The organism is Anaerostipes sp. CAG:276 (genome assembly GCF_000432215.1).
Taxonomy (GTDB): Bacteria; Bacillota; Clostridia; order Lachnospirales; family Lachnospiraceae; genus Anaerostipes; species Anaerostipes caccae.
In genome coordinates this window covers 37366-61903 of record NZ_FR889178.1, presented here as the reverse complement: position 1 = coordinate 61903, position 24538 = coordinate 37366, and the positions used below count along the sequence as shown (strand labels likewise).

The 24538-nt window shown below is 45.0% G+C and carries 27 protein-coding genes and 1 pseudogene; 22 read left to right on the top strand and 6 right to left on the bottom strand.

Features of this window, described 5'->3' with window-relative positions; translation table 11 throughout:
* Nucleotides 1–8: 8 nt before the first annotated feature.
* Genes nifU through QVP35_RS03535 form a run of 3 tightly spaced genes read left to right on the top strand, consistent with a single transcriptional unit; the run spans nucleotide 9 to nucleotide 2425 of the window.
* Complete coding sequence (gene nifU / locus QVP35_RS03545) at nucleotides 9–446, top strand: Fe-S cluster assembly scaffold protein NifU (protein ID WP_006565901.1); 438 nt, start codon at nucleotides 9–11, stop codon at nucleotides 444–446.
* A 9-nt stretch (nucleotides 447–455) separates the two neighbouring features.
* Nucleotides 456–1526, top strand: a complete 1071-nt coding sequence (gene mnmA, locus QVP35_RS03540; RefSeq protein ID WP_006565900.1) for a tRNA 2-thiouridine(34) synthase MnmA — start codon at nucleotides 456–458, stop codon at nucleotides 1524–1526.
* 23 nt (nucleotides 1527–1549) lie between these two features.
* On the top strand, nucleotides 1550–2425 hold the full coding sequence (locus QVP35_RS03535) for a putative ABC transporter permease (RefSeq protein WP_022260802.1): 876 nt from the start codon (nucleotides 1550–1552) through the stop codon (nucleotides 2423–2425).
* A 57-nt stretch (nucleotides 2426–2482) separates the two neighbouring features.
* On the opposite strand, the gene QVP35_RS03530 is transcribed toward QVP35_RS03535, so the two are convergent.
* The gene (locus QVP35_RS03530) at nucleotides 2483–3367 is read right to left on the bottom strand and encodes a Cof-type HAD-IIB family hydrolase (RefSeq protein ID WP_006565898.1); all 885 of its coding nucleotides are present in this window, start codon (nucleotides 3365–3367) and stop codon (nucleotides 2483–2485) included.
* A gap of 180 nt (nucleotides 3368–3547) precedes the next feature.
* On the opposite strand from QVP35_RS03530, the gene QVP35_RS03525 reads away from it, so the two are divergent.
* The 7 genes from QVP35_RS03525 to QVP35_RS03495 all read left to right on the top strand — a co-directional run bounded on the left by QVP35_RS03525 (nucleotide 3548) and on the right by QVP35_RS03495 (nucleotide 9470).
* Complete coding sequence (locus QVP35_RS03525) at nucleotides 3548–4453, top strand: DUF368 domain-containing protein (protein WP_022260801.1); 906 nt, start codon at nucleotides 3548–3550, stop codon at nucleotides 4451–4453.
* A 126-nt stretch (nucleotides 4454–4579) separates the two neighbouring features.
* The gene (locus tag QVP35_RS03520) at nucleotides 4580–5257 is read left to right on the top strand and encodes a response regulator transcription factor (RefSeq protein ID WP_006565896.1); all 678 of its coding nucleotides are present in this window, start codon (nucleotides 4580–4582) and stop codon (nucleotides 5255–5257) included.
* Complete coding sequence (locus tag QVP35_RS03515) at nucleotides 5258–6736, top strand: sensor histidine kinase (protein WP_006565895.1); 1479 nt, start codon at nucleotides 5258–5260, stop codon at nucleotides 6734–6736. It begins immediately after the preceding gene.
* Between the two features lie 49 nt (nucleotides 6737–6785).
* Nucleotides 6786–7568, top strand: coding sequence for a hypothetical protein (locus tag QVP35_RS03510; RefSeq protein WP_009290468.1), 783 nt, complete (start codon nucleotides 6786–6788; stop codon nucleotides 7566–7568).
* Nucleotides 7569–7571: 3 nt separating this feature from the next.
* Nucleotides 7572–8177, top strand: a complete 606-nt coding sequence (gene hisH, locus QVP35_RS03505; protein ID WP_022260800.1) for an imidazole glycerol phosphate synthase subunit HisH — start codon at nucleotides 7572–7574, stop codon at nucleotides 8175–8177.
* A gap of 12 nt (nucleotides 8178–8189) precedes the next feature.
* A complete protein-coding gene (gene hisF, locus QVP35_RS03500; protein ID WP_006565892.1) occupies nucleotides 8190–8951 on the top strand; it encodes an imidazole glycerol phosphate synthase subunit HisF in 762 nt (253 codons plus the stop codon).
* A gap of 30 nt (nucleotides 8952–8981) precedes the next feature.
* Entirely contained in the window at nucleotides 8982–9470 is a 489-nt protein-coding gene (locus tag QVP35_RS03495) for a hypothetical protein (RefSeq protein WP_009290471.1), read from the top strand.
* A 24-nt stretch (nucleotides 9471–9494) separates the two neighbouring features.
* Here the strand turns inward: QVP35_RS03495 and QVP35_RS03490 are convergent, their stop codons facing one another.
* Genes QVP35_RS03490 through QVP35_RS03480 form a run of 3 tightly spaced genes read right to left on the bottom strand, consistent with a single transcriptional unit; the run spans nucleotide 9495 to nucleotide 11375 of the window.
* Nucleotides 9495–10139, bottom strand: coding sequence for an ABC-2 transporter permease (locus tag QVP35_RS03490; protein WP_009290472.1), 645 nt, complete (start codon nucleotides 10137–10139; stop codon nucleotides 9495–9497).
* A complete protein-coding gene (locus QVP35_RS03485) occupies nucleotides 10136–10996 on the bottom strand; it encodes an ABC transporter ATP-binding protein (RefSeq protein ID WP_009290473.1) in 861 nt (286 codons plus the stop codon). Before QVP35_RS03485 ends, QVP35_RS03490 begins: the two co-directional genes overlap by 4 nt.
* Nucleotides 10986–11375 (bottom strand): GntR family transcriptional regulator, encoded by a 390-nt coding sequence (locus tag QVP35_RS03480; RefSeq protein WP_006565888.1) that lies wholly within the window; start codon nucleotides 11373–11375, stop codon nucleotides 10986–10988. The genes QVP35_RS03485 and QVP35_RS03480 overlap by 11 nt, the downstream gene beginning before the upstream one ends.
* 145 nt (nucleotides 11376–11520) lie before the next feature.
* Here QVP35_RS03480 and QVP35_RS03475 point away from each other — a divergent pair, with 145 nt between their 5' ends.
* Both QVP35_RS03475 and QVP35_RS03470 read left to right on the top strand, forming a co-directional pair.
* Nucleotides 11521–11928, top strand: a complete 408-nt coding sequence (locus QVP35_RS03475) for a C-GCAxxG-C-C family protein (RefSeq protein ID WP_009290474.1) — start codon at nucleotides 11521–11523, stop codon at nucleotides 11926–11928.
* A 30-nt stretch (nucleotides 11929–11958) separates the two neighbouring features.
* Complete coding sequence (locus tag QVP35_RS03470; protein ID WP_225103693.1) at nucleotides 11959–12867, top strand: LysR family transcriptional regulator; 909 nt, start codon at nucleotides 11959–11961, stop codon at nucleotides 12865–12867.
* Nucleotides 12868–13099: 232 nt separating this feature from the next.
* On the opposite strand, the gene QVP35_RS03465 is transcribed toward QVP35_RS03470, so the two are convergent.
* The gene (locus tag QVP35_RS03465; RefSeq protein ID WP_006565885.1) at nucleotides 13100–17314 is read right to left on the bottom strand and encodes a 2-hydroxyacyl-CoA dehydratase; all 4215 of its coding nucleotides are present in this window, start codon (nucleotides 17312–17314) and stop codon (nucleotides 13100–13102) included.
* A 201-nt stretch (nucleotides 17315–17515) separates the two neighbouring features.
* Here QVP35_RS03465 and QVP35_RS03460 point away from each other — a divergent pair, with 201 nt between their 5' ends.
* From QVP35_RS03460 to QVP35_RS03425, 8 genes are all read left to right on the top strand, one after another.
* Nucleotides 17516–17860, top strand: a complete 345-nt coding sequence (locus QVP35_RS03460; RefSeq protein WP_006565884.1) for a lytic transglycosylase — start codon at nucleotides 17516–17518, stop codon at nucleotides 17858–17860.
* Nucleotides 17861–17946: 86 nt separating this feature from the next.
* Nucleotides 17947–18879 (top strand): magnesium transporter CorA family protein, encoded by a 933-nt coding sequence (locus QVP35_RS03455; RefSeq protein ID WP_022260798.1) that lies wholly within the window; start codon nucleotides 17947–17949, stop codon nucleotides 18877–18879.
* A gap of 12 nt (nucleotides 18880–18891) precedes the next feature.
* Nucleotides 18892–19776, top strand: a complete 885-nt coding sequence (locus tag QVP35_RS03450) for a rhomboid family intramembrane serine protease (RefSeq protein ID WP_006565882.1) — start codon at nucleotides 18892–18894, stop codon at nucleotides 19774–19776.
* A gap of 61 nt (nucleotides 19777–19837) precedes the next feature.
* Nucleotides 19838–21271 (top strand): pyruvate kinase, encoded by a 1434-nt coding sequence (pyk, locus tag QVP35_RS03445; protein ID WP_022260797.1) that lies wholly within the window; start codon nucleotides 19838–19840, stop codon nucleotides 21269–21271.
* A 48-nt stretch (nucleotides 21272–21319) separates the two neighbouring features.
* Complete coding sequence (locus tag QVP35_RS03440) at nucleotides 21320–21631, top strand: hypothetical protein (protein ID WP_006565880.1); 312 nt, start codon at nucleotides 21320–21322, stop codon at nucleotides 21629–21631.
* Nucleotides 21632–21635: 4 nt separating this feature from the next.
* Nucleotides 21636–22556, top strand: coding sequence for a DUF2953 domain-containing protein (locus QVP35_RS03435; RefSeq protein ID WP_009290479.1), 921 nt, complete (start codon nucleotides 21636–21638; stop codon nucleotides 22554–22556).
* 4 nt (nucleotides 22557–22560) lie between these two features.
* Complete coding sequence (locus QVP35_RS03430) at nucleotides 22561–22938, top strand: GerW family sporulation protein (RefSeq protein ID WP_006565878.1); 378 nt, start codon at nucleotides 22561–22563, stop codon at nucleotides 22936–22938.
* Nucleotides 22939–23051: 113 nt separating this feature from the next.
* The gene (locus QVP35_RS03425) at nucleotides 23052–23189 is read left to right on the top strand and encodes a hypothetical protein (RefSeq protein ID WP_006565877.1); all 138 of its coding nucleotides are present in this window, start codon (nucleotides 23052–23054) and stop codon (nucleotides 23187–23189) included.
* Between the two features lie 76 nt (nucleotides 23190–23265).
* Here QVP35_RS03425 and rpmB read toward each other — a convergent pair whose 3' ends face one another.
* On the bottom strand, nucleotides 23266–23451 hold the full coding sequence (gene rpmB / locus QVP35_RS03420) for a 50S ribosomal protein L28 (protein ID WP_006565876.1): 186 nt from the start codon (nucleotides 23449–23451) through the stop codon (nucleotides 23266–23268).
* 190 nt (nucleotides 23452–23641) lie between these two features.
* Here rpmB and QVP35_RS03415 point away from each other — a divergent pair, with 190 nt between their 5' ends.
* Both QVP35_RS03415 and QVP35_RS03410 read left to right on the top strand, forming a co-directional pair.
* Nucleotides 23642–23998, top strand: coding sequence for an Asp23/Gls24 family envelope stress response protein (locus tag QVP35_RS03415; RefSeq protein ID WP_022260796.1), 357 nt, complete (start codon nucleotides 23642–23644; stop codon nucleotides 23996–23998).
* 17 nt (nucleotides 23999–24015) lie between these two features.
* A pseudogene (locus QVP35_RS03410) lies at nucleotides 24016–24538 on the top strand (DAK2 domain-containing protein); the annotation flags it as partial.

The following is a 24538-nucleotide window of genomic DNA, read 5'->3' as shown; positions in this document are numbered from 1 at the left end:
GTACTGTTATGTATAGTGAAAAAGTTATGGATCATTTTGAGCATCCGAGAAACGTAGGAGAGATTGAGGGCGCCAGCGGCGTGGGTACTGTCGGAAACGCCAAGTGCGGAGACATCATGCGCATTTATTTTGATATCGACGATAACCAGATTATTCAGGATGTAAAATTTAAGACGTTCGGCTGCGGAGCCGCAGTTGCCACCAGCAGCATGGCAACGGAACTGGTCAAAGGAAAATCCGTGCAGGAAGCACTGGAAGTTACAAACAAGGCGGTAATGGAAGCTCTCGACGGTCTTCCGCCGGTCAAAGTGCACTGTTCTCTTCTGGCAGAGGAAGCAATCCATGCAGCCCTCTGGGATTATGCACAGAAAAACGGCATCAAGATCGAAGGCCTTGAGAAACCGAAATCCGATATTGGAGAAGAGGAAGTGGAAGAAGAGTACTAGGAGGCATCCGTGAAAGAGAAAGTAGTTGTAGGCATGTCAGGAGGGGTGGATTCCTCCGTGGCAGCCTATTTATTGAAGGAACAGGGATATGAAGTGATCGGTGTTACCATGCAGATCTGGCAGGATGAAGAACAGGAACTTCTGGAAGAAAACGGAGGATGCTGCGGCCTGTCAGCTGTGGATGATGCCAGGAGAGTGGCCCAGGCGCTCGATATTCCCTATTATGTCATGAATTTTAAACAGGATTTCAAGGAACATGTCATTGATTATTTTATAGACGAATATCTGGACGGAAGAACTCCGAATCCCTGTATTGCATGCAACCGCTATGTTAAATGGGAATCTCTGCTGAAAAGATCTCTGGATATCGGCGCCGATTATATTGCAACCGGACATTATGCCAGGATTGAAAAGCTTTCCAACGGACGATATGCGCTGAAGCGTTCGGCGACTCCCGAGAAGGATCAGACCTATGCTCTTTATAACCTGACACAGAACCAGCTGTCTAAGACACTGATGCCCGTGGGAGAATACACGAAAGATGAAATACGGGAAATAGCAGAGAAGATACATCTGCCGGTGGCCCACAAGCCGGACAGCCAGGACATCTGTTTTGTAGACGGCAGCTACGGAGATTTTATCGAAGAAACTACGGGACAGAAGATCCGGCCGGGTAATTTTGTGGATATGGATGGGAATATCCTCGGCACTCACAAGGGCATTGTATGTTATACTGTGGGACAGAGAAGAGGACTGGGTCTTTCCCTGAAGCAGCCGGGATATGTTGTACGGATAGATAAAGAGAGAAATGAAGTGGTGATCGGGAGCAATGAGGATCTTATGACGGATACCCTCTATGGAGACCATGTAAATTTGATGTCTGTATCCTCCATCGAAGACGGTATGAGATTTCAGGCGAAAGTCCGCTATAACCACAGAGGGGCCCCGTGCACAGTGAGCATGGACGGAAAAGACAGGATAAAAGTCCTGTTTGACGAACCTCAGAGAGCAGTGACCCCGGGACAGGCGGTAGTGTTTTATGACGGCGATTATGTGGCAGGGGGAGCTACGATCCTATAATTCCGATGGGAGCTTGATTGATTATGAGTGTATATTATCTTTTGTCATATTTTTTTATTTATGGATTTCTCGGCTGGGGCAGTGAAGTGGCATTTGCCGCATTTAAGCAGAGAAAATTTGTAAACCGGGGGTTTTTAAACGGGCCTATCTGTCCGGTTTACGGATTCGGCGTTGGATTTGTGGTATCTTTGCTGATGCCGTATAAGTCCAATGTTTTTTTCATGTATATTGCCTCTGTCATAGCCGTATCTTCCATCGAGTGGATCACGGGCTTTGCGCTGGAAAAGATTTTTCACAGCAGATGGTGGGATTATTCGGACCAGCCGTTTAATTTAAACGGATATATCTGTCTTCCGTTTTCACTGATCTGGGGTGCTGCCTGTATGCTCATCGTCTATGTGGTTCATCCTATGATTACGAAATTTGTGGGACTCATACCGGGTCTCTTCGGCAGCTTCCTGCTCCTTATGCTTTTGGCCGGCATGGCAGCCGATCTCTGGGTAACAGCGGCGGGTATCTTCAAGATGAATCAAAGGCTGCGCAAAATGAGCGAGATCGCAGAAGAACTGCATAATATGTCAGAGCAGCTGGGTGAAAATATTTATCTCGGTGTCATGTCTGCCGTAGAAAAGCAGGAAGAGACGAAAAAGAAGCTGGATGAGGCCGGCCAGGAACTGGCGGAAAAGAGAAATGCCGTATCGGAAGGCCTGAAAGAACGGAAAGATACGATCAGCGGCGAACTGGAGCAGAGGATCGAAGATCTGAAAAGCCGGTATCAGGAGATTGCGGAGAAGAAAAGCCAAACCAGCAGGAGACTTTTGAATGCGTTTCCTTCCTTTAATTGTGAGAGATACAAAGAGGCGCTGGATGAGCTGAAAAAGCGAATGAAGATAAAATAAAAGAAGATCTGTAAACCTCTCAGTGGGATTACAGATCTTCTTTTATAAAATGATACCTTAGGTCAGTTTAAAATTATCGCGGTCTGCGAGAATGCAGCGGATGATGTAGGCAATGCCATCTTTTGTGTTGGCACGGGTCTGATAGACACAGATATTTTTGATGGCTTCTGTGGCATTTGCCATAGCAACGGAATGAATTCCCGGAATGGAGAGCATGGAATAGTCATTTTCGCTGTCTCCGATGGCAACGATCTCATCCGGAACCAGCCCTTTCCGCTTTGCATAGTCCATCAGGCCGATCCCTTTCTGGGCTTCTGAGGAGGTAATCTCAATATCCGTAGGTGCCGTGGATACTACGGCAAGTCCCGGGATTTGTTCTAATTCTGCCCGCAGTCTTAACAGCGCTTCGGGATCTGTTGACTGGGAAATGAACTTTAAAACCCGGTGTTCGCTGTCAAACAGTCCGGCTTCACCTTCTACATAGGTAACCTGGCTGATTAAATCTTCAAATTCTTCATCTGTATATACAAAGTCGGGATGATTGATCTGCATGGATGGAATCATGACTTCTTTCGTATATTTTTTTAGTTCCTCTCTGGAAAGCAGAGAAATACGGCCCATCTGGGAAAATGGCGTCGGAACCAGGCTGGATTTGTGAAATACCCCGAGGATCTGTTTTACTGTATCTGCCGGAATGGAATGCTCAAACAGCAGGTTTCCTTCTTTATCATAACCGCAGGAGCCGTTGCTGCAGATCATATCGCATTCAAGGCCTGCTTTTCCTAAAATATCTGTCACATTCTGGTATTCCCGTCCTGTGTTGATGATAAACTCGACGCCGCTGTCCTGGAGTGTACGGATCGCATCGATATTGACCTGAGTGATCTGGCGGTAGCTGTCCAGCAGTGTTCCGTCCATGTCGGATGAAATTAATTTTATCATATAGAACCTCCTTCATATTCGTAATATTATACTATCATAAAAGTAAAAAGAAGGACATAGTTTCACAAATCTTTAAGATTTTCTTGCTTTTTATTTTACATAACGTGTGCTATAATACTAAAAGTTGTGCTGGAATGGATTCCGGCATTTGTATGTGTTTTAGAAAACAAAGGAGTCAATATGCTAAATTTTATTCGGGGATTTTGTATGGCATTAGCCGACAGTGTGCCGGGGGTATCCGGCGGGACCGTGGCTTTTCTGCTCGGTTTTTATGACCGTTTTATCTCATCCCTAGACGATTTAATTACAGGAAATAAACAAAAAAAGATAGAGGCAGTGAAGTTCCTGCTGCGTATCGGGGTTGGCTGGGTCGTTGGCTTTGGGGCAGCGGTTTCTGTGCTGGCCAGTATTTTCAGTGACAGAATTTATGAAATCAGTTCCCTGTTTTTAGGACTTATCATTTTTGCCATACCGATCATTTGGTCTGAGGAAAAGGACTGTCTGAAAGGTAAATACGGCAACGCTCTGTTTGCCCTGATCGGAATTGTCATGGTGGCAGCAATCACCTATTTTAACCCGGCATCGGGAAAAGGCATGAATGTAAGTGTGGAACATTTGAATCTGGGACTGGGAATCTATATTTTCCTCGTGGCCATGGTTGCTATTTCGGCTATGGTGCTGCCTGGAATTTCAGGTTCTACCATGCTTTTAATCTTCGGGCTGTATGTGCCGGTCATTTCAGCTGTGAAAGAAGCTATGCATTTTAACACGGCTTATTTTCCGGTAATCCTGATCTTTGGCTGCGGCATCCTGTGCGGGATTGCGTCAGTCGTTAAGCTGATCCGCACCTGTCTTGAAAAGTTCCGGTCACAGATGGTCTATTTCATCATCGGAATGATGATCGGATCCCTGTATGCTATCGTCATGGGACCGACCACGCTGGAAGTTCCGAAACCAGCACTGACAGCGGGAAGTTTCAGTATCCTGTTTTTTATCATCGGCGGTGTTATTATCTTTGGACTGCAGAAACTGAAGGCTATGTCTGACAGACAGGAGGCAGCGGCCGGAGTATCTGAGGCAGAATAGAAAAATCATGTAAGCGAAAGAGATATCAGTATTTTCAGTGCTGATGTCTTTTTTTTCACAATTTTATCATAATCCTGTGGTAAACTATACATAGTGAATTGGAATATAACCGCAGGAGGAACCTTGATGAATGATCTTAAAATATTAGTAGTAGACGATGAGAGCAGGATGCGCAAATTGGTAAAGGATTTCTTAAACAGGGCAGGATATCAGGTGCTGGAGGCAGGAGATGGGGAAGAGGCAGTGGATGTGTTCTTTTCCACCAAAGGAATCGATCTGCTCGTTTTAGACGTGATGATGCCCCGGATGGACGGATGGGAAGTCGTAAGGGAAATACGGAAAGTTTCCGAAGTGCCGATTATCATGCTGACGGCCAAAGATCAGGAAAACGATGAGCTTCAGGGCTTTGACCTGGGAGTGGATGAGTATATTTCGAAGCCTTTCAGTCCGAAGATTTTAGTGGCAAGGATCGAAGCCATTTTAAGGAGGACCAGACAGCAGGACGGAGAAGTGCTGAAAGCCGGCGGGATTGTTCTGGATGAAGCAGCCCATATGGTCACCATAGATGATAAAAGTATTGATCTGAGTTTTAAAGAATTTGAACTTCTGTCCTACTTCATGAAGAATGAGGGAAGGGCACTTACAAGGGAAAACATATTGAATCAGGTGTGGAATTATGATTATTTCGGAGACGCCAGGACCATTGATACCCATGTAAAAAAACTCAGAAATAAAATGGGAAGCAAAGGAGCCTATATCCGCACGATATGGGGAATGGGCTACAAGTTCGAGGTGCAGGAGTAAGTGAAAGAAAAAATACTGAAGAATCAATCCATCAAAGTGAAAATGACGATGGTGCTGATCGTGATCATGGCATCCACCATACTTCTGTCTATCTGTATTAACATCCTGATGATCGAACCATACTATGTGTTTAAGGAAAAAAAGAATATCACACAGGTTTATGACTCGATCAATCATCTGCTCAATACAAAAGGTGCCGATAATAATTCTTATAAGATATCAAAGATTGTCAGAGAATATAATTACCGGATGCTGATCGTCAACAATGAAAACGGACAGGTCGTATATTCTTCTGAGGGCAAACAGGGATTGATGTACAATGATATGATCAGCACGCTGGAGGATATGAGAAAGATCAAGAGGCAGATCAGTGAAAAAGGATATGCCGTAGTGAGCGGGTCCGACAAGGAATCTACCGGGACCAGCATTAATCTTCTCGGATATTTTGACAACGGCTACGCCGTGGTGATCAACACTCCGATGGAAAGTATACAGACCAGTGCGGTGCTGTCCGGGAGATTTACCGCCTACGTGGGTGCTCTTTTGATTGTAGCCGGGGGAATCGCCATGTATATTTACAGCAAGCAGTTTACAAAGCCCATTGAAGAAATGGCTGCCGCCGCGAACCGGATGAGCAATCTGGATTTTGATGTGAAGGTCATAGACTGCGGTGAAGATGAGCTGGGGCATCTCGGTGAGAGTTTAAATGAACTCTCATCAAAGCTTGAGTATACGATCTCAGAGCTGAAAACTGCAAATAATGAGCTGCGCCAGGACATTGAGCAGAAGGTCCAGATTGACGAGATGAGGACTGAATTTTTATCCCATGTCTCTCATGAATTAAAAACACCGATCGCCCTGATCCAGGGATACGCAGAAGGGCTGAAAGACAACGTCTCAGCAGATGAGGAGAGCCGTGAGTTTTACTGTGACGTGATCGCGGATGAAGCAAAGAAGATGAACCGGATGGTCCAAAAACTGCTGACATTAAACCAGATCGAGTTCGGCAACCACCAGGTCAGCATGGAACGGTTTAATATCCAGGAACTGATTCAGAATATGCTTTCTGCCAATACAATCTTCTTCCAGAAAGAAAATATTACAGTTGAGTTTCATGAACCTCCCACCTATGTATGGGCCGATGAGTTTATGATAGAGGAAGTGTTCGGAAACTATCTGAGCAATGCCAGAAACCATGTCTTAAAAAACGGAAGGATTGCTATTTCCTTTCAGCGGATAGAGAATGATCTCAGGGTGACTGTTTTTAACTCCGGAAGCCACATACCGGAGGAAGATCTGGATAAGCTCTGGGTGAAATTTTACAAAGTAGATAAGGCAAGAACGAGAGAATATGGAGGCAGCGGCATCGGACTGTCTATCGTAGCCGCAACCATGAAGGCCCACGGCAAGCAATATGGAGTAAACAATGTGGAGGGCGGAGTAGAATTTTACTTCGATGTGGATTGTGCAAATGCCTGAAGATGTGATAAAATAGTGAATAATTCACATGAAGGCAAAGGAGCGGCATATGTTAAAGGATTATGTTAGCAGGATACAGGACGCAGATTTGGTTTTGGTCGGCATTGGACCGGAACTTAGCGCATATGAGTTAATAGATTTTAAAACAGAGATACAAAATGAGCATTACCAGAAGCTCTTAAGGATGGATGAAGAGGACAAAGATGTCATCTGGATGCGGCAGGCGTATGAACGTCATTATTTGCTGAACCACTCCCAGGTTTCTTATTTTAAGAAGTTGGAGGAAGTATTAGATCAAAAGGATTATTTTGTGATTACGAGCAACAATGACGGTCTCATTTTCCATTCTGGTCTGGACAAAAATCGTCTGACTGCACCGTGCGGAAGCGGAGACTTTTTTCAGTGTAAAGGGCCGTGCAGTGAGCAGCTGTATCCGGCGGATCTTGGTCTTGAAGATTTGATCCGGCACTATGAGACGACAGGGAAGATTGAGCATCTGGAGTGTCCAAAGTGCGGCGCTCCATTAGTCTATAATATACGTACAGAGGATACGAAGAGTACGTATATAGAAGGAGCTTATCTGAACAGCTGGGCTGCGTATACAAAATGGCTTCAGACTACGCTGAACAAGAAACTTTTTATTCTGGAGCTGGGAGAAGGTTTTGGAGTGCCGGGCCTGTTTCGGTGGCCGTTTGAGAAAATGGCTTTTTATAATGAGAAAGCCTATATGGTAAGGGTTAACCGCACTTTATATCAGATAGGTGAGGAACTGAAGGGAAAAGCAGATGCAGTAAAGATGGACAGCAAAGATTTTCTTGAAATTGAGAGGTAGGATATGGTAGCGATTATTGACTATGATGCAGGAAATATCAGAAGCGTTGAAAAAGCAGTCCAGTTTCTGGGCGAAAAAGCGGTGATCACGAGAGACAAGGAACAGATCCTGGGAAGCAGTCATGTCATCCTTCCGGGAGTAGGGGCTTTCGGAGATGCTATGGGAAAGCTTCGGCAGTACGGCCTTGAGGAGACGATCCACCAGGTGGCAGAGCGTGGAATCCCATTCTTAGGGATCTGCCTCGGGCAGCAGATCATGTTTGAAAAGAGTGAAGAAGCGCCGGGAGTCGAGGGATTGGGGCTTTTAAAAGGGGAGATCTTAAAGATCCCGAAAAAAGACGGGTTAAAGATTCCTCATATGGGATGGAATAACTTAAAGATCAAAGAAGGAGCCAGACTGTTTAAAGGTGTGCCGGAAGATTCTTATGTATACTTTGTTCATTCTTATTATCTGAAAGCTTCGGAACCGGACATTGTTGCGGCAACCACAGAGTATTCGGAGGTGATCCATGCCTCTGTGGAAAAAGGCAATGTGTTTGCGTGTCAGTTTCATCCGGAGAAAAGCAGCACGGTAGGACTTCAGATTTTAAAGAATTTTATTTCACTGTAGGAGGAAAAGGACATGCATACAAAACGAATCATTCCATGTTTGGACGTACATAACGGCCGTGTAGTAAAAGGGGTCAACTTCGTAAATCTGATCGATGCGGGAGATCCGGTTGCCATCGGTGCGGCCTATGACAAGGCTGGAGCTGATGAGCTGGTGTTTCTGGATATTACGGCATCTTCTGATGCGAGAAATATTATGATCGATATGGTGAGGAAAGTAGCAGAGACGGTCTTTATTCCGTTTACAGTGGGCGGAGGAATCCGAACGGTAGAGGATTTCAGGGCGATCCTCAGAGAAGGGGCAGATAAAATTTCCATCAATTCCTCTGCTATTAACACCCCGGACCTGATCAGCGACGCGGCAGATAAATTCGGCAGCCAGTGCGTGGTCGTAGCAATCGATGCAAAACGCCGGGAAGACGGCACCGGATGGAACGTTTATAAAAACGGAGGAAGGATCGATGTAGGATTGGATGCGGTTTCCTGGGCAGCGGAAGCAGAGCGCCGCGGCGCCGGAGAAATTCTTCTGACAAGTATGGACTGCGATGGTACAAAGGCAGGGTATGACAATGAGCTGACAAGGGCCATTGCGGAAGCCGTGGACATTCCTGTGATTGCATCCGGCGGTGCGGGAACAAAGGAACATTTTTATGACACTCTCACAGAAGGAAAAGCAGATGCGGCTTTGGCGGCATCCCTGTTTCACTTTAAAGAGCTGGAGATTATGGATCTGAAGCATTATCTGGCGGACAGAGGACTCAGCGTGCGCCGTTGAATGCACTGAAACAATGAGAAAGGTGTGGGTATGAAGAGAATTTTTTATTTGACGGCAATTCTCATTCTGAGTGCAGGCGTACTGCAGGGGTGTTCTGCTAAAAAGCAGAAAAGCCAGGTCAAAGTGACAAGCAGGCAGGACGATATCAGCCAGGTCAGCAAAGCGCAGAAGATTGAAATCGTATCCTGCAGGGATCGGAAAACGATTGCTGTGCTGAAGAATAAAGATGATATCCGAAAGCTCATCGGTGAACTGAAGATTGATGAGTGGAAAAGTGTGAGAGAAATACCGGCAGAGGAGAAAGCCGCATACCGGTGTCTTTTGTATCAGGCAGAGACGAAGAAACTCAATGAGGATTCAAAGGGCGGCATGGTGAAGATGGGGTCTTTAACCTTTTACAAAGACAGTGCCTATTCATCGGTGAATATTTTGGGCCTTCAGCTGAAGTTTAAAATAACGGCAGATGCAGAGAGTATCCTTGAGAACTTTTCACATGCAGATAAGCCCCTCAAAGAGTGAGGGGCCTGAGAACTTTGTTCCGGTTTAATATTCTTTTCTCGTGAAGATCTTACAGGAGATACAGTAAGAGACAGATATAATGATCAGGATCAGAGGAATGAGCAGATATTTGCCGCTTCCTGTGAAAAAGTCGGCGATGGACTGAAGACGCAGAGTCGTGTTCATCAGTGTTTTACCCAATAATACTATAAAAATAGAAATTCCTGCAAATATACCGAATATGACAAACCGTCCCTTTTCCGTTCCGAATCGGTAAGCGATGGGATACATCAGAGACATCAAAACGGATGCTGTGAAGAAACCTGCGAAGGCTGTGAGAAAAACCTCTTTGCCGGGTACGGACAGATCCTTTACGGTAATGACTGCGAATGACAATGCGGTTCCTAAAATTGTACCAAAGGCCAAAAGGCAAGTGGAAACGATATATTTGCTCCGGACACTGTCTTTTGAATCTATGGGAAGCGTTAATGAGTAGGCATCCCAGTGATAATAGTCATCGTAGCTTATGAGCGTAAAGCACAGGATGGAAAACATACATGGCAGAGACACAGCAAGGAAAGAGTAATTTTCGTTGATCAGCGAAAGGCCTGAAAATATTGCTGTGATCAGCAGCAGATTTTTTAAGTAAGACTGCATCAGCAGCACATCTTTTTTTATTAATCCTATCATAATTCTTCCCCCTTTATATATAAAAGCATTAAATTTTCGATTGTAATTTTCTCAATGACCGCATCACGGTAAGTCCTGCGGATAACATGCCGGTCGCTCACCAGCACCTCATAGTTATAGCGGTTTTTGCGGTAGCGGATGACATCGGATGGTTCCAGCCGCTCAAACTGTTGCTGGTCACATTTTAAAATTCCGTAACTGTCAAGGACTTTATCACGGGTTTCAAAGAAAATCATATGTCCATTGTCAATAAAGGCCAGGTAGTCCGCAATATGCTCCAGATCACTTGTGATGTGGGTGGAAAGCAGAATACTGCACTCTTCATCTAAAATAAAATCCTGAAAGATATCTAGGATTTCATTTCTCACAACAGGGTCCAGGCCGCTGGTCGGCTCATCGAGGATCAGGAGTTTCGGGTGGTGGGAGAGAGCAGTCAGTATCTCCAGCTTTTTCTGCATACCTTTGGACAGTTCCTTGATCTTTTTGGAGGGATCAATGCCGAACCGCTCCAGATAATCGTAAAACAGAGCTGTGTCCCACTTGTCATAGATTCCTTTCATGACAGTGTCAATGGCCTGAACCTTTAAAAGTTCCATAAAGAAGCTGCCGTCCAGGACAACGCCGATGTCCTTTTTGATCTCTTTCATAGAAGTTTGGGTGTCTTTGCCGAAGATCAGGACTTCGCCTTCTTCCGGATGGATCAAGCCCAGCATTCCTTTGATCAGAGTTGTTTTTCCAGCTCCGTTTTCACCGATCAGACCTACGATGGAGCCCTTCGGTACGCAAAGATCCACACGGTCCAGCCGGAAAGCGGGATATGTTTTTGTCATTTGCCTGACTTCTATATTATTTTCCATGATCGATACCCTCCTCATAAAGGCAGGAAAGAATATCTTCCAATTCTTCCTGTTCAATTCCATAAGATACTGCCATATGTACGGCGTTCACAAGATGCTCCTCAATCTTTCTTAAAACTTCCTCTTTCAGAAGTTCTGTGCTTTTTGCTTTTACAAAACATCCCTTTCCGGGGATGGTTTCTATGAAACCTTCTTTTTCCAGTTCTTCATAAGCACGTTTTGTTGTGATGACACTGATCCTCAAATCCTTGGCAAGAGAACGGATGGATGGGAGAAGTTCACCCCCGGACAGTTCTCCGGAGAGGATCTTTTCTTTAAAGCTTTCCGCTATCTGTTCATAAATTGGAAGATCACTCTGGTTACTGATAATAATATTCACATAATTCCCTCCTAACTGTATATATACAGTATATACGCTATATATACAGTTGTCAATGGTAAGAGAAGGAAAATTTAGATAAGTTGTATTTGGGGATTGGATATGTTTTAATTAGTTAGAAGAAACAGACAGAGGAGGTATCAGAATGAGTAAGATAAAAGAAGCGGCCGAAAGGCATGAGAGAGGTTATAACTGTGCACAGGCAGTTGCATGCTGTTATTGTGAGGAGATGGGCATTGATGAACAGACCGTGTTTGAACTGACAGAAGGCTTTGGGCTCGGTATGGGAGGAATGGAAGGGACCTGCGGTGCGGTTTCAGGTGCAGTTGCTGTGCTGGGGAGGATGAACAGCACCGGGAATCTTGCGAAACCGGATTCAAAAGGATCTACATATCAACTGACAAGAGAGCTGATCAGACGTTTCCGGATGAAGAATCAAAGTACGGTATGCAGGGAGTTAAAAGGAATGACCACCGGCACGATGCTCAGAAGCTGCCGGGGATGTGTGGAGGACTCAGTCCGGATTCTCGACGACATTCTGGAAAAGCTTTGAGATACAGAAGGATGAAAAACGGCAGGGGAGGTGACTTTTTTGTTATTAAAACAATTAAAGTATTTTACAGAGGTGATCACATGCCAAAGTTTTACTGATGCAGCCGAAAAATGCGGGATATCCCAGTCTGCGATGTCGCAGCAGATACGCGCTTTAGAAGAAAATCTTGACACAGAGCTGATTAGGAGAAAGAACCGGAAATTTTATATGACACCTGCAGGGGAATATTTTTATCGGCACGGCCTTGTGCTGCTGGATGAGGCGGAGCGTCTGAAAAAAGAAACCGCTCGGATCGGAAGACAAATAAATCAGCGTCTCCGTGTCGGATATTCAAAATATCTGCATGGAGCGGAACTCTGCAGGGCAGCAGCATTATTATCTGAGAAGTATCCCATGATGGAGCTGGAGACCGCTGCCGGGTATGCAGAAGAGCTGATAGACATGCTGTGTTTCGGAGGAACGGATATCATTCTTTGCAGCCCAAGGCCGGGTGACTTACAAGACTTTGAATACATTTCTCTGACCAAAGGCAGATATTTCATTGAGATATCGGAGAGAAGTCCTCTGAGTGCCCTGGATTATGTGAATATTGAAGAGTTACGCAGAATCCCCTGTATTATTGCTGTCCCTGCTGACCAGAGAGAGCGGCAGAGAGATAACTGTGTCAATATGCTGGGGTTACAGGACAATATTTTATTTGCTGATACTCCGGAAGAAGCCAGACTTTTAGCAGCCTGGGACAAAGGATTTCTGCTTACGGAAGAAACGGGGGAAAGGCCGGGACAGGGCGATATCCCACTTCGCCGCATTCCGCTTTGCGCAGATGGAAAGCAATTAAAAAGGGAATATATTGTCTGCTGGAGGAAAGACCGGGAAGACGGATTTGTCAGGGAATTTGCAGAAATACTTCAGAAAGAATATAAAAAACAGAATCTATAAAATAGAAACAGCAGCCTGCAAATCACAGACTGCTGTTTTTTCTCTTTTGTATAAAATGATAATATCACAATATGTCGAAATATTCAAGGGAAATACCTTGAAGAAGGTAAAATATTATTTGGAAACACCACTTTTGTTCAGCAGGCAGCTTTCTCCGGCAGATACTATATTCATTTTCTGCATGATTGGAGTGAGGCATTCTAAGAGCCGAACGGAAATCATGCAGAAAATGTCACATATTTTTAACCGCTGCCGACAGCATCAGCTTGATCCTGTTGATCTGGTTGACTTCGCTGGCACCCGGATCGTAGTCAATGGCAACGATGTTGGATTCAGGGAAAGCCTGGCGAAGTTCCTTGATCACGCCCTTTCCTACCACATGATTCGGCAGACATGCAAATGGCTGGGTGCAGACGATGTTCGGCGCACCGCTGTGAATCAGTTCTACCATCTCGCCGGTCAGGAACCAGCCCTCACCGGTCTGATTTCCGATGGAGACGAACGGTTTGGCGTAGGCAGCCAGGTCCTTAATGTATGCCGGTTCATCAAAACGTTTGCTCTTTGCAAGTTCTTTTCTTAATGTTTTCCGGTACTGTTCCACGATCCAGATTCCGGAATTACATATGATCGCCGTCTTCTTTGATTTTCCGAGGTAACGATATTTGAAATTGCTGTTGTAAAAACCGTACATGAAGAAGTCCAAAAGGTCAGGGACAACAGCCTCTGCGCCTTCCCGCTCCAGGAGTTCTACCAGATGATTGTTGGCATCCGGCAGGAATTTTACGAGGATTTCACCTACAATACCGACTCTCGGCTTCTTTTCATCCGTCAGAGGAATTTTATCAAAGTCGCGGATGATGCCTTTAATGTTCTTCTTGAAAGTAGAAAGATTTCCTTTCATGACATCCCTCTTGCATTTGGCTTCCCAGCGCTTGTGCAGACGGTTCACAGAGCCCTTTTCCTTTTCATACGGGCGGGTGCGGTAGACGACTCTCATGAACAGATCACCGTAGACGATAGCCTGGACCGCACGGTTTAAAAGGCCCGGAGTGAGCTTGAATCCGCTGTTTTTCTCAATACCCTGGGTACTGATTCCGATGACGGGAATGTGTCCGTAACCCGCTTTCTCAAGAGCCCTGCGGATAAAGCTGATGTAGCTCGTTGCACGGCAGCCTCCTCCGGTCTGACTGATCGCAAGGGCGATCTTGTCTGTATCATATTTGCCTGACAACAGTGCATTCATCAGCTGTCCGATGACAATCAGAGAAGGATAGCACGCATCATTGTTGACATATTTAAGTCCTGTGTTGACATCCTTCATTCCCCGCTGTTTCAGTACTTTGACTTTGTAGCCGCAGGATTTTAAGGCAGGTTCCAACATAGAAAAGTGAATCGGAGACATCTGCGGGATCAGGATCGTGTATTCCTTTGCCATCTCTTTCGTAAATTCAACTCTCTTCATGGCAGCAGATACCGGTTTCGGCTCAATGTTATGTTTTTTTCTGACACGGACGGCACTGATCAGAGAACGAATCCTGATTCGGGCTGCCCCAAGGTTATTGACCTCATCAATCTTTAATACCGTGTAGATCCTTCCGGAACGGGTAAGAATATCGTTGACGGTATCTGTTGTGACCGCATCCAGGCCGCATCCGAAGGAGTTCAGCTGAATCACTTCCAGCTGCTTGTTGGATTTGGCGTAGTTGGCAGCCGCGTAGAGCCTGGAATGGTACATCCACTGGTCCGATACGTTCAGCGGCCGGTCCACCTTGGAAAGGTGGGAGATAGAATCTTCTGTCAGCACGGCAATGCCGTAGGAATTGATCAGTTCCGGAATTCCATGATTGATCTCCGGGTCGATGTGGTACGGACGTCCGCAGAGGACAATTCCGGTGCGCCCTGTCTCTGCCAGATAAGCGAGAACTTCCTCACCCTGATTCTGAATGTCCTTTCTCACGCTGTCGAGTTCATCAAAGGCAGCACGCACAGCGTCGCTGATCTCCGGTGCGTCAATGCCGTATTTTTCACCCAGCTCCTCAAAAAGTCTTGGCTTTAAGGCTTCTTCATTGTCCAGGGCCAGGAATGGATTCATAAAGCTTATATTTTCTGTCCGAAGTTCTTCCATGTTATTTTTAATGTTTTCGGCATAAGAAGTGACGATCGGACAGTTATAGTGGTTATTGGCCTCTTCGGTCTCATTCCGTTCGTAAGGAATGCACGGGTAGAAAATATCCTTGATGCCCTGCTTAATGAGCCACATTACGTGTCCGTGGGCGAGCTTTGCAGGATAGCACTCGGATTCACTCGGGATGGATTCGATGCCCAGCTCATAAATCTTCCTGGAAGACTCAGGGGACAGGACCACGGAAAATCCAAGCTTTGTGAAGAACGTGTGCCAGAACGGATAGTTCTCATAAATATTTAAAACCCTGGGGATACCGATAACCCCGCGTTTTGCCTCTTCGGCAGGGATGGATTCGTAGCCGAAGGTACGTTTTAATTTATACTCATACAAGTTCGGAATATTGTCTTTATTCGCCTTGCCGCCGATGCCCCTCTCACAGCGGTTACCAGTGATATAGCGGCCGCCGTTGGAGAACTTGTTGATCGTTAAAAGACAGTTGTTGGTACAGCCTTTGCACCGGGTCATAGAAGTATCCACAGAGAGAGCGAAGATTTCTTCCATAGGAAGCATCTGTGTCTTCGTGTGTTCTGTCTTAAAGCGCTCTTTTGCGATCAGGGCGGCTCCGAAGGCACCCATGATGCCGGCGATATCCGGACGGATGGCGCTGCAGCCGGAGATCCTCTCAAAACTTCTCAGTACGGCGTCGTTGTAGAAGGTTCCGCCCTGGACAACAATGTGTTTTCCGAGCGATTTTGGATCTGTCAGTTTAATAACTTTTAAAAGAGCATTTTTGATGACAGAATACGCAAGACCGGCAGAAATATCACCGACACTGGCGCCTTCTTTCTGGGCCTGCTTTACTTTGGAATTCATAAATACAGTGCATCTCGAACCTAAGTCGATCGGTGTCTTGGCTGTCAGAGCGACTTTTGCAAAGTCCTGTACAGAATAGTTTAACGATTTTGCGAAAGTTTCAATAAAAGATCCGCAGCCGGAAGAACAGGCCTCATTTAAAAGTACGTTGTCCACGACTCCATTTTTAATCTTAATACATTTCATATCCTGTCCGCCGATATCCAGAATACAGTCCACATTCGGATCGAAGAATGCTGCCGCGTAATAATGGGCAATGGTCTCCACCTCTCCGTAATCCAGATTGAGTGCAGCCTTGATCAGGTGTTCCCCGTAGCCTGTGGAGCATGAAGATACGATGTGTGCCGTGTCCGGCATCTGTGCATGAATTTCCCTCAGCGCATCGATAGTCGCATTCAGAGGATTTCCGTTATTATTTGTATAATAGCTGTACAGCAGGTCGCCTCTGTCGCTGACCAGAGCTACTTTGGTAGTAGTAGAACCGGCATCGATCCCAAGATAGCAGCTGCCTTCATATGTAGAAAGATCTCCGCGCTTTACGATGTGGCGGTTATGCTCCTTAAGGAACATCTGGTATTCCTGTTCATCCTTGAATAAAGGTTCCAGGCGGTCTACCTCATGGCCCAGCTCAATTTTTCTTTTAAAATGATCCAGCAGTTCCGTGAAATTGGTTGTCACTTCCTCACGGGCATTCAGAGCGGCACCTACAGCGGCAAACAGATGGGAATGATTCGGGGCAATGATCGCCTCTCCTTCAAGGCCGAGTGTGCGGATAAATGCCTCTTTTAATTCGGAGAGGAAGTGGAGCGGACCTCCCAGAAATGCAACATTGCCGCGGATCGGTTTTCCGCAGGCCAGGCCGCTGATGGTCTGGTTTACCACTGCCTGAAAGATAGAAGCCGCAAGATTTTCTTTTGTTGCTCCCTCATTGATCAGAGGCTGAATATCTGATTTCGCGAATACACCGCATCGGGCTGCGATAGGGTAGATCGTATCGTAGTTTTTTGCATATTCATTGAGTCCCGCTGCATCGGTCTGAAGCAGAGAGGCCATCTGGTCGATAAAAGAGCCCGTGCCTCCTGCACAGACGCCGTTCATCCTCTGATCAATGCCGTTGGTAAAATAAATGATCTTAGCATCTTCGCCGCCCAGCTCAATGGCGACATCGGTCCTTGGGGCATAGTCCTGGAGAGCCGTGGAGACACAGACAACTTCCTGGCAGAACGGGATTTCCAGATAAGAAGAAATAGAAAGCCCGCCGGAGCCAGTGACTGTTGGGGCAAAAGTGACGTCTCCGATCTGATCTTTTGCCTTTCTTAAAAGTGATGCCAGTGTTTCCTGTATATTTGCATAATGTCTCTCATAGTCTGAGAACAATATATTGTGCTGCTCATCGATCACCGCTACTTTGACGGTGGTAGAGCCGATATCAATTCCTAATCGTTTCATCTAACTGTAACCTACTTTCCTTTTCGATAGTAGTCTTATTATAAAATAAAGATTTTGAAATAACAAGATTCAAGTGCGGTCTTCTTACCTATTAAATAGGCGGAGAAAATGGAGATGAGAAAAAAATTCACTAAAATAAATCGGAAACATATAAAAAACAAGGCATAGTCTATAATAAAAAGGCAAAGGAAAGTATAAGATATGGCAGAACGGGGAAACTGTAATGGAACAGTTTATGTAATTAAGGAAAAAGATACCTTGTATCAAATCGCAAAACAATATAATGTGAGTGTAAGGGAGATCATGAGGAAAAATCCCTATGTGAACATTTATAATCTGCAGATTGGTGATGAATTATGTATTCCGTCAGCGGGACCGGTGATTTCGGGTGCTTTTGAGCCATATGTAGTGAAAAAAGGAGACACTCTGATGAATATTATGAAAAATAAGAATGTTTCCTTTGAAAAATTAGCAAAATCAAACAAAAGCGTCAGAGAACTGACCCTTCCTGTCGGGACAGTGCTCTTAATTGACAAAGAGAAATAATATCTCTATAATGAAACGTGAACTCGTGGAAAACAGGCGGATGATCTCATCTGCCTGTGACCGCAGCGGAGTGGAAGGAGACTCAAATGATACAGATTTTTCGGACAATGGACGGCCGGATCAATGAAATATCTGAGCCCATAGAGGGCTGCTGGATTTCCGTGGTAGACCCTACGGCCACGGAACTGGTGGAACTCTCCCAGAAGTACCAGATCGATCTGGATCATTTAAAAGCACCGCTGGATGAAGAAGAGCGCTCACGTATTGAGGTTGAGGACAACTATACGCTGATCATCGTGGATGTGCCGATCACAGAGGAGAGAAAAGAGAAGAACTACTTCGTGACGATTCCATGCGGGATCATATTGACGGAACTGTGCCTGATTACCATCTGTCTGATGGATACGCCGGTGCTCTCTAATTTTAAAGAGGGAAGGGTACGGAATTTCTGGACATATAAGAAGACCAGATTTATTTTACAGATCCTGTTTCGGAATGCCTCCCTTTACCTCCAGTACCTGCGGATCATCGATAAAAAGAGTGATGAAGTCGAAAAACAGCTCCATATATCTACGAAGAACCAGGAGCTCATCGAGCTTTTGGAACTGGAAAAGTCACTGGTTTATTTCTCTACATCACTGAGGGGAAATGAGCTGGTGTTAGAGCGTCTGTTAAAGATCGAAAAAATCAAACAGTATCCGGAAGATGAGGAACTGCTGGATGATGTCATCATCGAAAACAAACAGGCGATCGAGATGTCCGATATTTACAGCAACATTTTAAGCGGAACGATGGATGCCTATGCATCTGTAATTTCCAACAACCTGAATATTGTCATGAAGGTTCTGGCCGTGATCACGATCGTCATGTCCATACCGACCATGATCGCAAGTTTTTGGGGAATGAACGTGCCTGTGCCGTTTGCGGACAGCCCGTTTGGATTTTTCGGACTGGTAGGAGTGTCTTTGGTGCTGACGGTGATCGGAAGTATTGTATTAGGAAAGAAAAAAACATTTTAGGAAAGGTTTCTTATGAATTGGTTAAATAAGCTGGAGAGGAAGTTTGGGAGGTTTTCTATTCCGGGACTTCCAAAGTATATTATTCTTTTATATGTCGTAGGGATCATGGTTCAGTTTGCCGCGCCGGAGCTGTACAGTCAGTTTACGCTGAATCCATACCTTATACTGCACGGACAAGTCTGGAGGATTTTTACGTTCCTTCTGATCGCACCGTCTACCAACTTGTTCTTTATGATTTTTGTACTGCTGTTTTATTATTCTATCGCATCATCGTTGGAACAGGTCTGGGGAAGTTTCCGATTTACCATGTACTATATGATTGGTGTGCTCGGGACCATTTCAGGAGCATTTCTTACATACCTGATTCTTGTCTTATCAGGGGGAGAGTTTAATGCCATGTTTGTGCAGATGGATACCTTCTATCTGAACTTATCTCTGTTTTTGGCCTATGCAATGATGTTCCCGGACATGCAGGTATTGTTTTATATGATCATTCCGATGAAGGTAAAGTGGCTGGCATATCTTGACGCCGCATACCTGTTTTATACATTTTTTATTGCAACAGACTTTACAGTTACGGGAATTTCGATTAAAGTATCAATAGTAGTCGCTTTGCTGAATTTTGTTCTGTTCTTTTTCTCAACAAAGAAAATGAAGGCAAAGGGAGCGATGTTCGGCCAAAAGGTAAGACAGAGAAAGAGGAAAGCACAGTTTGGGGAACCTGCCGGACACGTGGAGCCGAAAAAGAACGGCGCCAGGCATGAATGTGCCGTCTGCCACCGCACAGAACTGGATGATCCCACGTTGGAATTCCGCTATTGTTCAAAGTGTGAGGGTAATTATGAATATTGTCAGGATCATTTGTTTACACATGTCCATGTGAAGAAAGATAAATAAGGAAATAATTAATTTTTTATAGATTAATTTATTATACATTGTTATGAAAAGGAGATTAACTATGCTGACGAAAAAAACAAAAATTGTTTGCACAATGGGGCCTGCGACGGATGACGACGCGGTGCTCAAACAGCTGATGCTGGAAGGAATGGATATTGCGAGATTAAACTTTTCTCATGGTGACCATGAAGAACAGCTTGGAAGGATCAAGAGGATTAAAAGATTCCGTGAAGAACTGAATATTCCGATTGCGATCTTATTGGATACAAAAGGACCGGAAATCCGTACCGGACTTTTGGATACAGACGGAGATGTGGAATTAAAAGAAGGACAGGAATTTGTTCTGACCACAAGAGATATCAAAGGAAATGATTCTATCGTAGGAATTACATACGAAGAGCTTCCTCAGGATGTTGCAGAAGGCAACACGATTCTGATCGACGACGGGCTGATCGAGCTGAGAGTCAAAGAGATCAAAGACGGAACCGATATCGTATGTGACGTAGTTAACGGTGGATTTCTGGGAAGCCGCAAAGGGGTCAACGTACCAAATGTGCGTGTAAATCTTCCTTCTATCACAGAAAAAGATAAGAGCGACATTGAATTCGGACTGGAAAACGGCATTGATTTCATCGCTGCCTCATTTATCCGAAATGCTGACGCAGTAAATGAGATCAAAGAGATTGTGAAAGCTCACAATATGGAAGTGGGCGTCATTTCTAAGATCGAAAATGTAGAAGGTGTAGAAAATATCGAGTCCATTATCCAGGCTTCTGACGGAATCATGGTAGCCCGAGGTGATTTAGGTGTGGAAATTCCAGCAGAGGAAGTTCCTTTCATGCAGAAAGCCATCATCAAAAAGTGCAACAACGCATTTAAACCGGTAATCACTGCTACTCAGATGCTGGATTCCATGATCCGCAACCCTCGTCCTACGAGAGCAGAAGTAACAGACGTTGCCAATGCGATCTACGATGGTACCGACGCGATCATGCTTTCCGGGGAGACTGCAAAAGGGAAATATCCTGTGGAAGCAGTCAGGATGATGAATCAGATTGCTATCTCAACAGAGCTGCACCTGGATACGAAGATCAAGGATTTCCGTTCTATCTATGTGAACCGGGGAATCTCAGCGGCAGTTGCTTACTCCGCAGTACAGACTGCCCATAACATCAATGCAAAATGTATTCTGGCTTCCAGTATGTCAGGATTTACGGCAAGAATCGTATCCAAGTTTAAGCCGGATGCACAGATCATCGGATTATCTCCGGATGAGGCTGTCGTGCGCAAAATGCAGCTTTACTGGGGCGTGCGTCCGTTCAAATCTCACAAAGCGTCATCTACGAGGGAACTTTTGGATGAGGCTACGGAGATCGTACTGAGTGCAGATCTTGCTCAGGAGAATGATATTCTCGTTCTGACCGGAGGCGGTCCGGCAGACCACCGCGGAAAAGGTGTGACAAACATGCTGAAAGTTGTAAAAATCGGCGAATAAAAAGGATCAGGGGGTGTGAAAACATCCCCTTTTTGGTAAGGTGAATATATGAAGGCTGCTGAAAAGTTTTACATATCGGAAATTTTAACGATAACGAAAGAAAAGTTAATAAAGCGGATTGTAAAAGGAAAGAGCATTCCTTCGCTGTATTGTATTACGCTTCCTCTTGGAAACGTGGGAGTGCTGGAGATTTACGAATACCGGGAACTGCTGAAAGATTATTACAGAAAAAAGGATGTCACAGTCGTGGGATGTGCCGTGTCAAAACAGGATGCTTTCGTGGTGCTCAGAAGGATTGTGGAAGACATCAGACAACAGGATTCCATGTTTCGGATACCGGAATTTTTTGAAGAGGGGTGAGACGATGGCAGCTTTATGGATTATTTTAAAAATCATAGGAATCATTCTTCTCTGTATCTTCGTGTTCCTGCTTCTGATCTTGTTCGCACCGGCAGGCTACCGTGCCCGGGGAGTTTACAATGGCTGGGAGAAATGGGCCAAAGCCAGGGTATCATGGCTTTTCTTTTTTCTGCGAATGAAGGTGTCATGGAAAGAGGGAGAGGAACCGGCGGTATCTTTAAGGATCCTGGGATTTCCTGTCTATCACTCGGATGAAGAAAGATGGTCGCTGCTCAACAGGAAAGCGGCTGATGATGTGGTAGAAATCAGAGAATCTGGGAAGGATATAAGAGACCGGGCAGAAGTGCCCCGGGAAGCAGCCGGACACCCGGCTGATCCTGATTCGGAGACAGGCTTTTCAGGGGATATTCTGGATTATACCGGAGACGGTCAAGAGTTTGACTCTGTCATAGAAGAACCGTCCGGGAAGCTGCCGCTCAGAAAAAGGGTGAAAAATTTCTTTCAAAGATGTTATAATACAGGTAAGCGTCAGTATCGGAGAATAAAAGCTGCCTTGAAACAGGCAGAATCTTTCAAAGAACTGCTGGAAGATGAGGAATTGATCCGTGTAGTCAAACGCTTATTTGGATACGGAAAAAAAGGGATCAGGCATTTTCTGCCGAAGAAATTTTCGGGGGACGTGGCTTTCGGCTTTGATGATCCCGCCATGACAGGACAGACACTCGCTGCTGTCAGTGCTTTTATGCCGCTGTTTAACGACAGACTGTCTGTGGAGCCGGATTTTACGGAAGCCAGATTTGAGGCCGCACTGACAGTTTCAGGCCGGATATACGCGTTTCATTTTCTGAAGATCTTATGGGATGTTTACCGCGATAAGGAGCTTTGGAGACAGAAGGAACGCATTATGAGAACAATAGGAGGTTAGTTTTATGAACAAAGAAAAGTTTAATGAGACCGTGGACTCGTTATTTCAGGGAATCGAAGGATTTATGACTTCAAAAACCGTGGTTGGAGATCCCATCTATGTGAAGGATACGATCATTCTGCCTCTGGTAGACGTATCTTTCGGCATGGGAGCCGGGGATTTCCGCGGAGACAGGAAAGCCAGGGGATACGGAGGTATCGGGGGCAAGATGACGCCAAGTGCGGTTCTTGTGATCCGTGACGGACAGACGAAGCTTGTGAATGTTAAGAATCAGGAAACGATTACAAAACTATTGGACATGGTTCCTGATGTGATTGACAAATTTACAAAAAAAGAAGAGACACTGGAAGATATAGTAGAAGACTTAGAGAACGAACGATAACCTCCCTAAAATACCTTGTATGAACAGAAATCTGTAATACAGGGTATTTTTTATTCAATACTTTGTGTTGTTCTGCATATACTAGCTAATAAGCTTAAATCAGGTGTGTATGTATGAAACGTGTTTGCGGAGTCGCTTTTTTCTTTTTTGGCCTCGGGCTGTTTATCGGAATGTTCATCCAAAGAGATTTTACACAGTTTGCAATGACCGGGGTGAGTATCACTCTGTCTTATTTTCTGTTTTTTCAGTAAACAGAAGGAATCTTATCTGAAACGAAAAAAAGAGCCGGATATTCCAGCTCCCTAGGTTTATAATAATCGGGAAAGATTACGCTCTTTCGACTTTACCTGATCTCAGACAAGAAGTACAAACGTACATTTTTTTAGCTGCACCGTTTACCTTCACTCTTACAGATTTGATATTTGATTTCCACATCTTATTTGATCTTCTATGTGAATGACTGACTGCATTACCAAAATGAGCGCCTTTTCCGCAGATAGCACATTTTGCCATGTTAGCACCTCCTTAACTCGATCTTATCCCTCTCTGGGACTGACAACTATTTCATTCTACCAGATTGATTTCTAAAAATCAAGAAGAAATTCTCTTTTCTTTTTCAGAGGTAAATAGTATAATCTAAGTAGCGTTCCGGGTAAAATGAGCTGTGTGGGCGCACAAGAATACGAAGTATGGAGGTAAAGCGATGAAAGGACATATGAATACGAAGAACGGCGAGATTTCTATCGAAAATCAAGTGATTGCCAAGTATGCCGGGATTTGTGCCCTTGGTTGTTTTGGTATTGTCGGCATGGCAATGGTCAATATGAAAGACGGAATCGTAAAGCTGCTGACCAGAGATAATATAAGAAAAGGTGTTTTTGTCTCTGTGAAGAACAACAAAATTTCCATAGATTTTCACATTATTGTTTCTTATGGTGTATCCATTTCTGCGGTAGCGGACAACCTGATGTCTTCTGTGAAATACCGGGTAGAAGAGTTCACCAGTCTGGAAGTGGAACGGATCAATGTATACGTTGAAGGTGTGAAAGATATAGGATAATTACGGAGGCAGGATAAATGAAGCAGATTGACGCAGCTTTGCTCAAAAAGATGTTTATTGGCGGAGCGAAGAGACTGGAAGCTCATAAAGAGCATATTAACGAATTGAATGTATTCCCGGTGCCCGACGGCGATACGGGAACCAATATGACGATGACGATCATGTCGGCGGCAAAAGAAGTCGGTGCGATAGATGATCCTACGATCGAGGAGCTGGCAAAGGCTATCTCGGGCGGATCATTAAGAGGAGCCAGAGGAAACTCAGGGGTGATTCTTTCCCAGCTGTTTCGGGGCTTTACAAAGCAGATTAAATATTTGGACAGACTGACAACCAGAGATGTAGCCGCGGGCTTTAAGAAGGCTGTGGACACTGCCTACAAGGCGGTTATGAAGCCGAAAGAGGGAACGATCCTCACCGTTGCCAAGGCAGCGGCAGACAGCGCTTTGAGATCCGCAAAGAAGACAGACGATTTTGAAGAGTTTGCCCAAAATGTCATGCAGGAAGCCAACACAGCACTCCAGATGACGCCGGAGATGCTGC

Excerpts from the sequence above, each read along its gene's own strand:
- QVP35_RS03525 (WP_022260801.1), top strand. The coding sequence starts at position 3,548 with ATGCTAAATTTTATTCGGGGATTTTGTATGGCATTAGCCGACAGTGTG.
- QVP35_RS03440 (WP_006565880.1), top strand. The coding sequence starts at position 21,320 with ATGAAGGCTGCTGAAAAGTTTTACATATCGGAAATTTTAACGATAACG.
- QVP35_RS03460 (WP_006565884.1), top strand. The coding sequence starts at position 17,516 with ATGGCAGAACGGGGAAACTGTAATGGAACAGTTTATGTAATTAAGGAA.
- pyk (WP_022260797.1), top strand. The coding sequence starts at position 19,838 with ATGCTGACGAAAAAAACAAAAATTGTTTGCACAATGGGGCCTGCGACG.
- rpmB (WP_006565876.1), bottom strand. The coding sequence starts at position 23,451 with ATGGCAAAATGTGCTATCTGCGGAAAAGGCGCTCATTTTGGTAATGCA.
- QVP35_RS03425 (WP_006565877.1), top strand. The coding sequence starts at position 23,052 with ATGAAACGTGTTTGCGGAGTCGCTTTTTTCTTTTTTGGCCTCGGGCTG.
- QVP35_RS03475 (WP_009290474.1), top strand. The coding sequence starts at position 11,521 with ATGAGTAAGATAAAAGAAGCGGCCGAAAGGCATGAGAGAGGTTATAAC.
- QVP35_RS03510 (WP_009290468.1), top strand. The coding sequence starts at position 6,786 with ATGTTAAAGGATTATGTTAGCAGGATACAGGACGCAGATTTGGTTTTG.
- QVP35_RS03490 (WP_009290472.1), bottom strand. The coding sequence starts at position 10,139 with ATGATAGGATTAATAAAAAAAGATGTGCTGCTGATGCAGTCTTACTTA.
- QVP35_RS03495 (WP_009290471.1), top strand. The coding sequence starts at position 8,982 with ATGAAGAGAATTTTTTATTTGACGGCAATTCTCATTCTGAGTGCAGGC.
- QVP35_RS03435 (WP_009290479.1), top strand. The coding sequence starts at position 21,636 with ATGGCAGCTTTATGGATTATTTTAAAAATCATAGGAATCATTCTTCTC.
- QVP35_RS03415 (WP_022260796.1), top strand. The coding sequence starts at position 23,642 with ATGAAAGGACATATGAATACGAAGAACGGCGAGATTTCTATCGAAAAT.
- hisH (WP_022260800.1), top strand. The coding sequence starts at position 7,572 with ATGGTAGCGATTATTGACTATGATGCAGGAAATATCAGAAGCGTTGAA.
- QVP35_RS03520 (WP_006565896.1), top strand. The coding sequence starts at position 4,580 with ATGAATGATCTTAAAATATTAGTAGTAGACGATGAGAGCAGGATGCGC.
- QVP35_RS03485 (WP_009290473.1), bottom strand. The coding sequence starts at position 10,996 with ATGGAAAATAATATAGAAGTCAGGCAAATGACAAAAACATATCCCGCT.
- nifU (WP_006565901.1), top strand. The coding sequence starts at position 9 with ATGTATAGTGAAAAAGTTATGGATCATTTTGAGCATCCGAGAAACGTA.
- QVP35_RS03450 (WP_006565882.1), top strand. The coding sequence starts at position 18,892 with ATGAATTGGTTAAATAAGCTGGAGAGGAAGTTTGGGAGGTTTTCTATT.
- QVP35_RS03455 (WP_022260798.1), top strand. The coding sequence starts at position 17,947 with ATGATACAGATTTTTCGGACAATGGACGGCCGGATCAATGAAATATCT.
- QVP35_RS03430 (WP_006565878.1), top strand. The coding sequence starts at position 22,561 with ATGAACAAAGAAAAGTTTAATGAGACCGTGGACTCGTTATTTCAGGGA.
- hisF (WP_006565892.1), top strand. The coding sequence starts at position 8,190 with ATGCATACAAAACGAATCATTCCATGTTTGGACGTACATAACGGCCGT.
- QVP35_RS03535 (WP_022260802.1), top strand. The coding sequence starts at position 1,550 with ATGAGTGTATATTATCTTTTGTCATATTTTTTTATTTATGGATTTCTC.
- QVP35_RS03465 (WP_006565885.1), bottom strand. The coding sequence starts at position 17,314 with ATGAAACGATTAGGAATTGATATCGGCTCTACCACCGTCAAAGTAGCG.
- QVP35_RS03530 (WP_006565898.1), bottom strand. The coding sequence starts at position 3,367 with ATGATAAAATTAATTTCATCCGACATGGACGGAACACTGCTGGACAGC.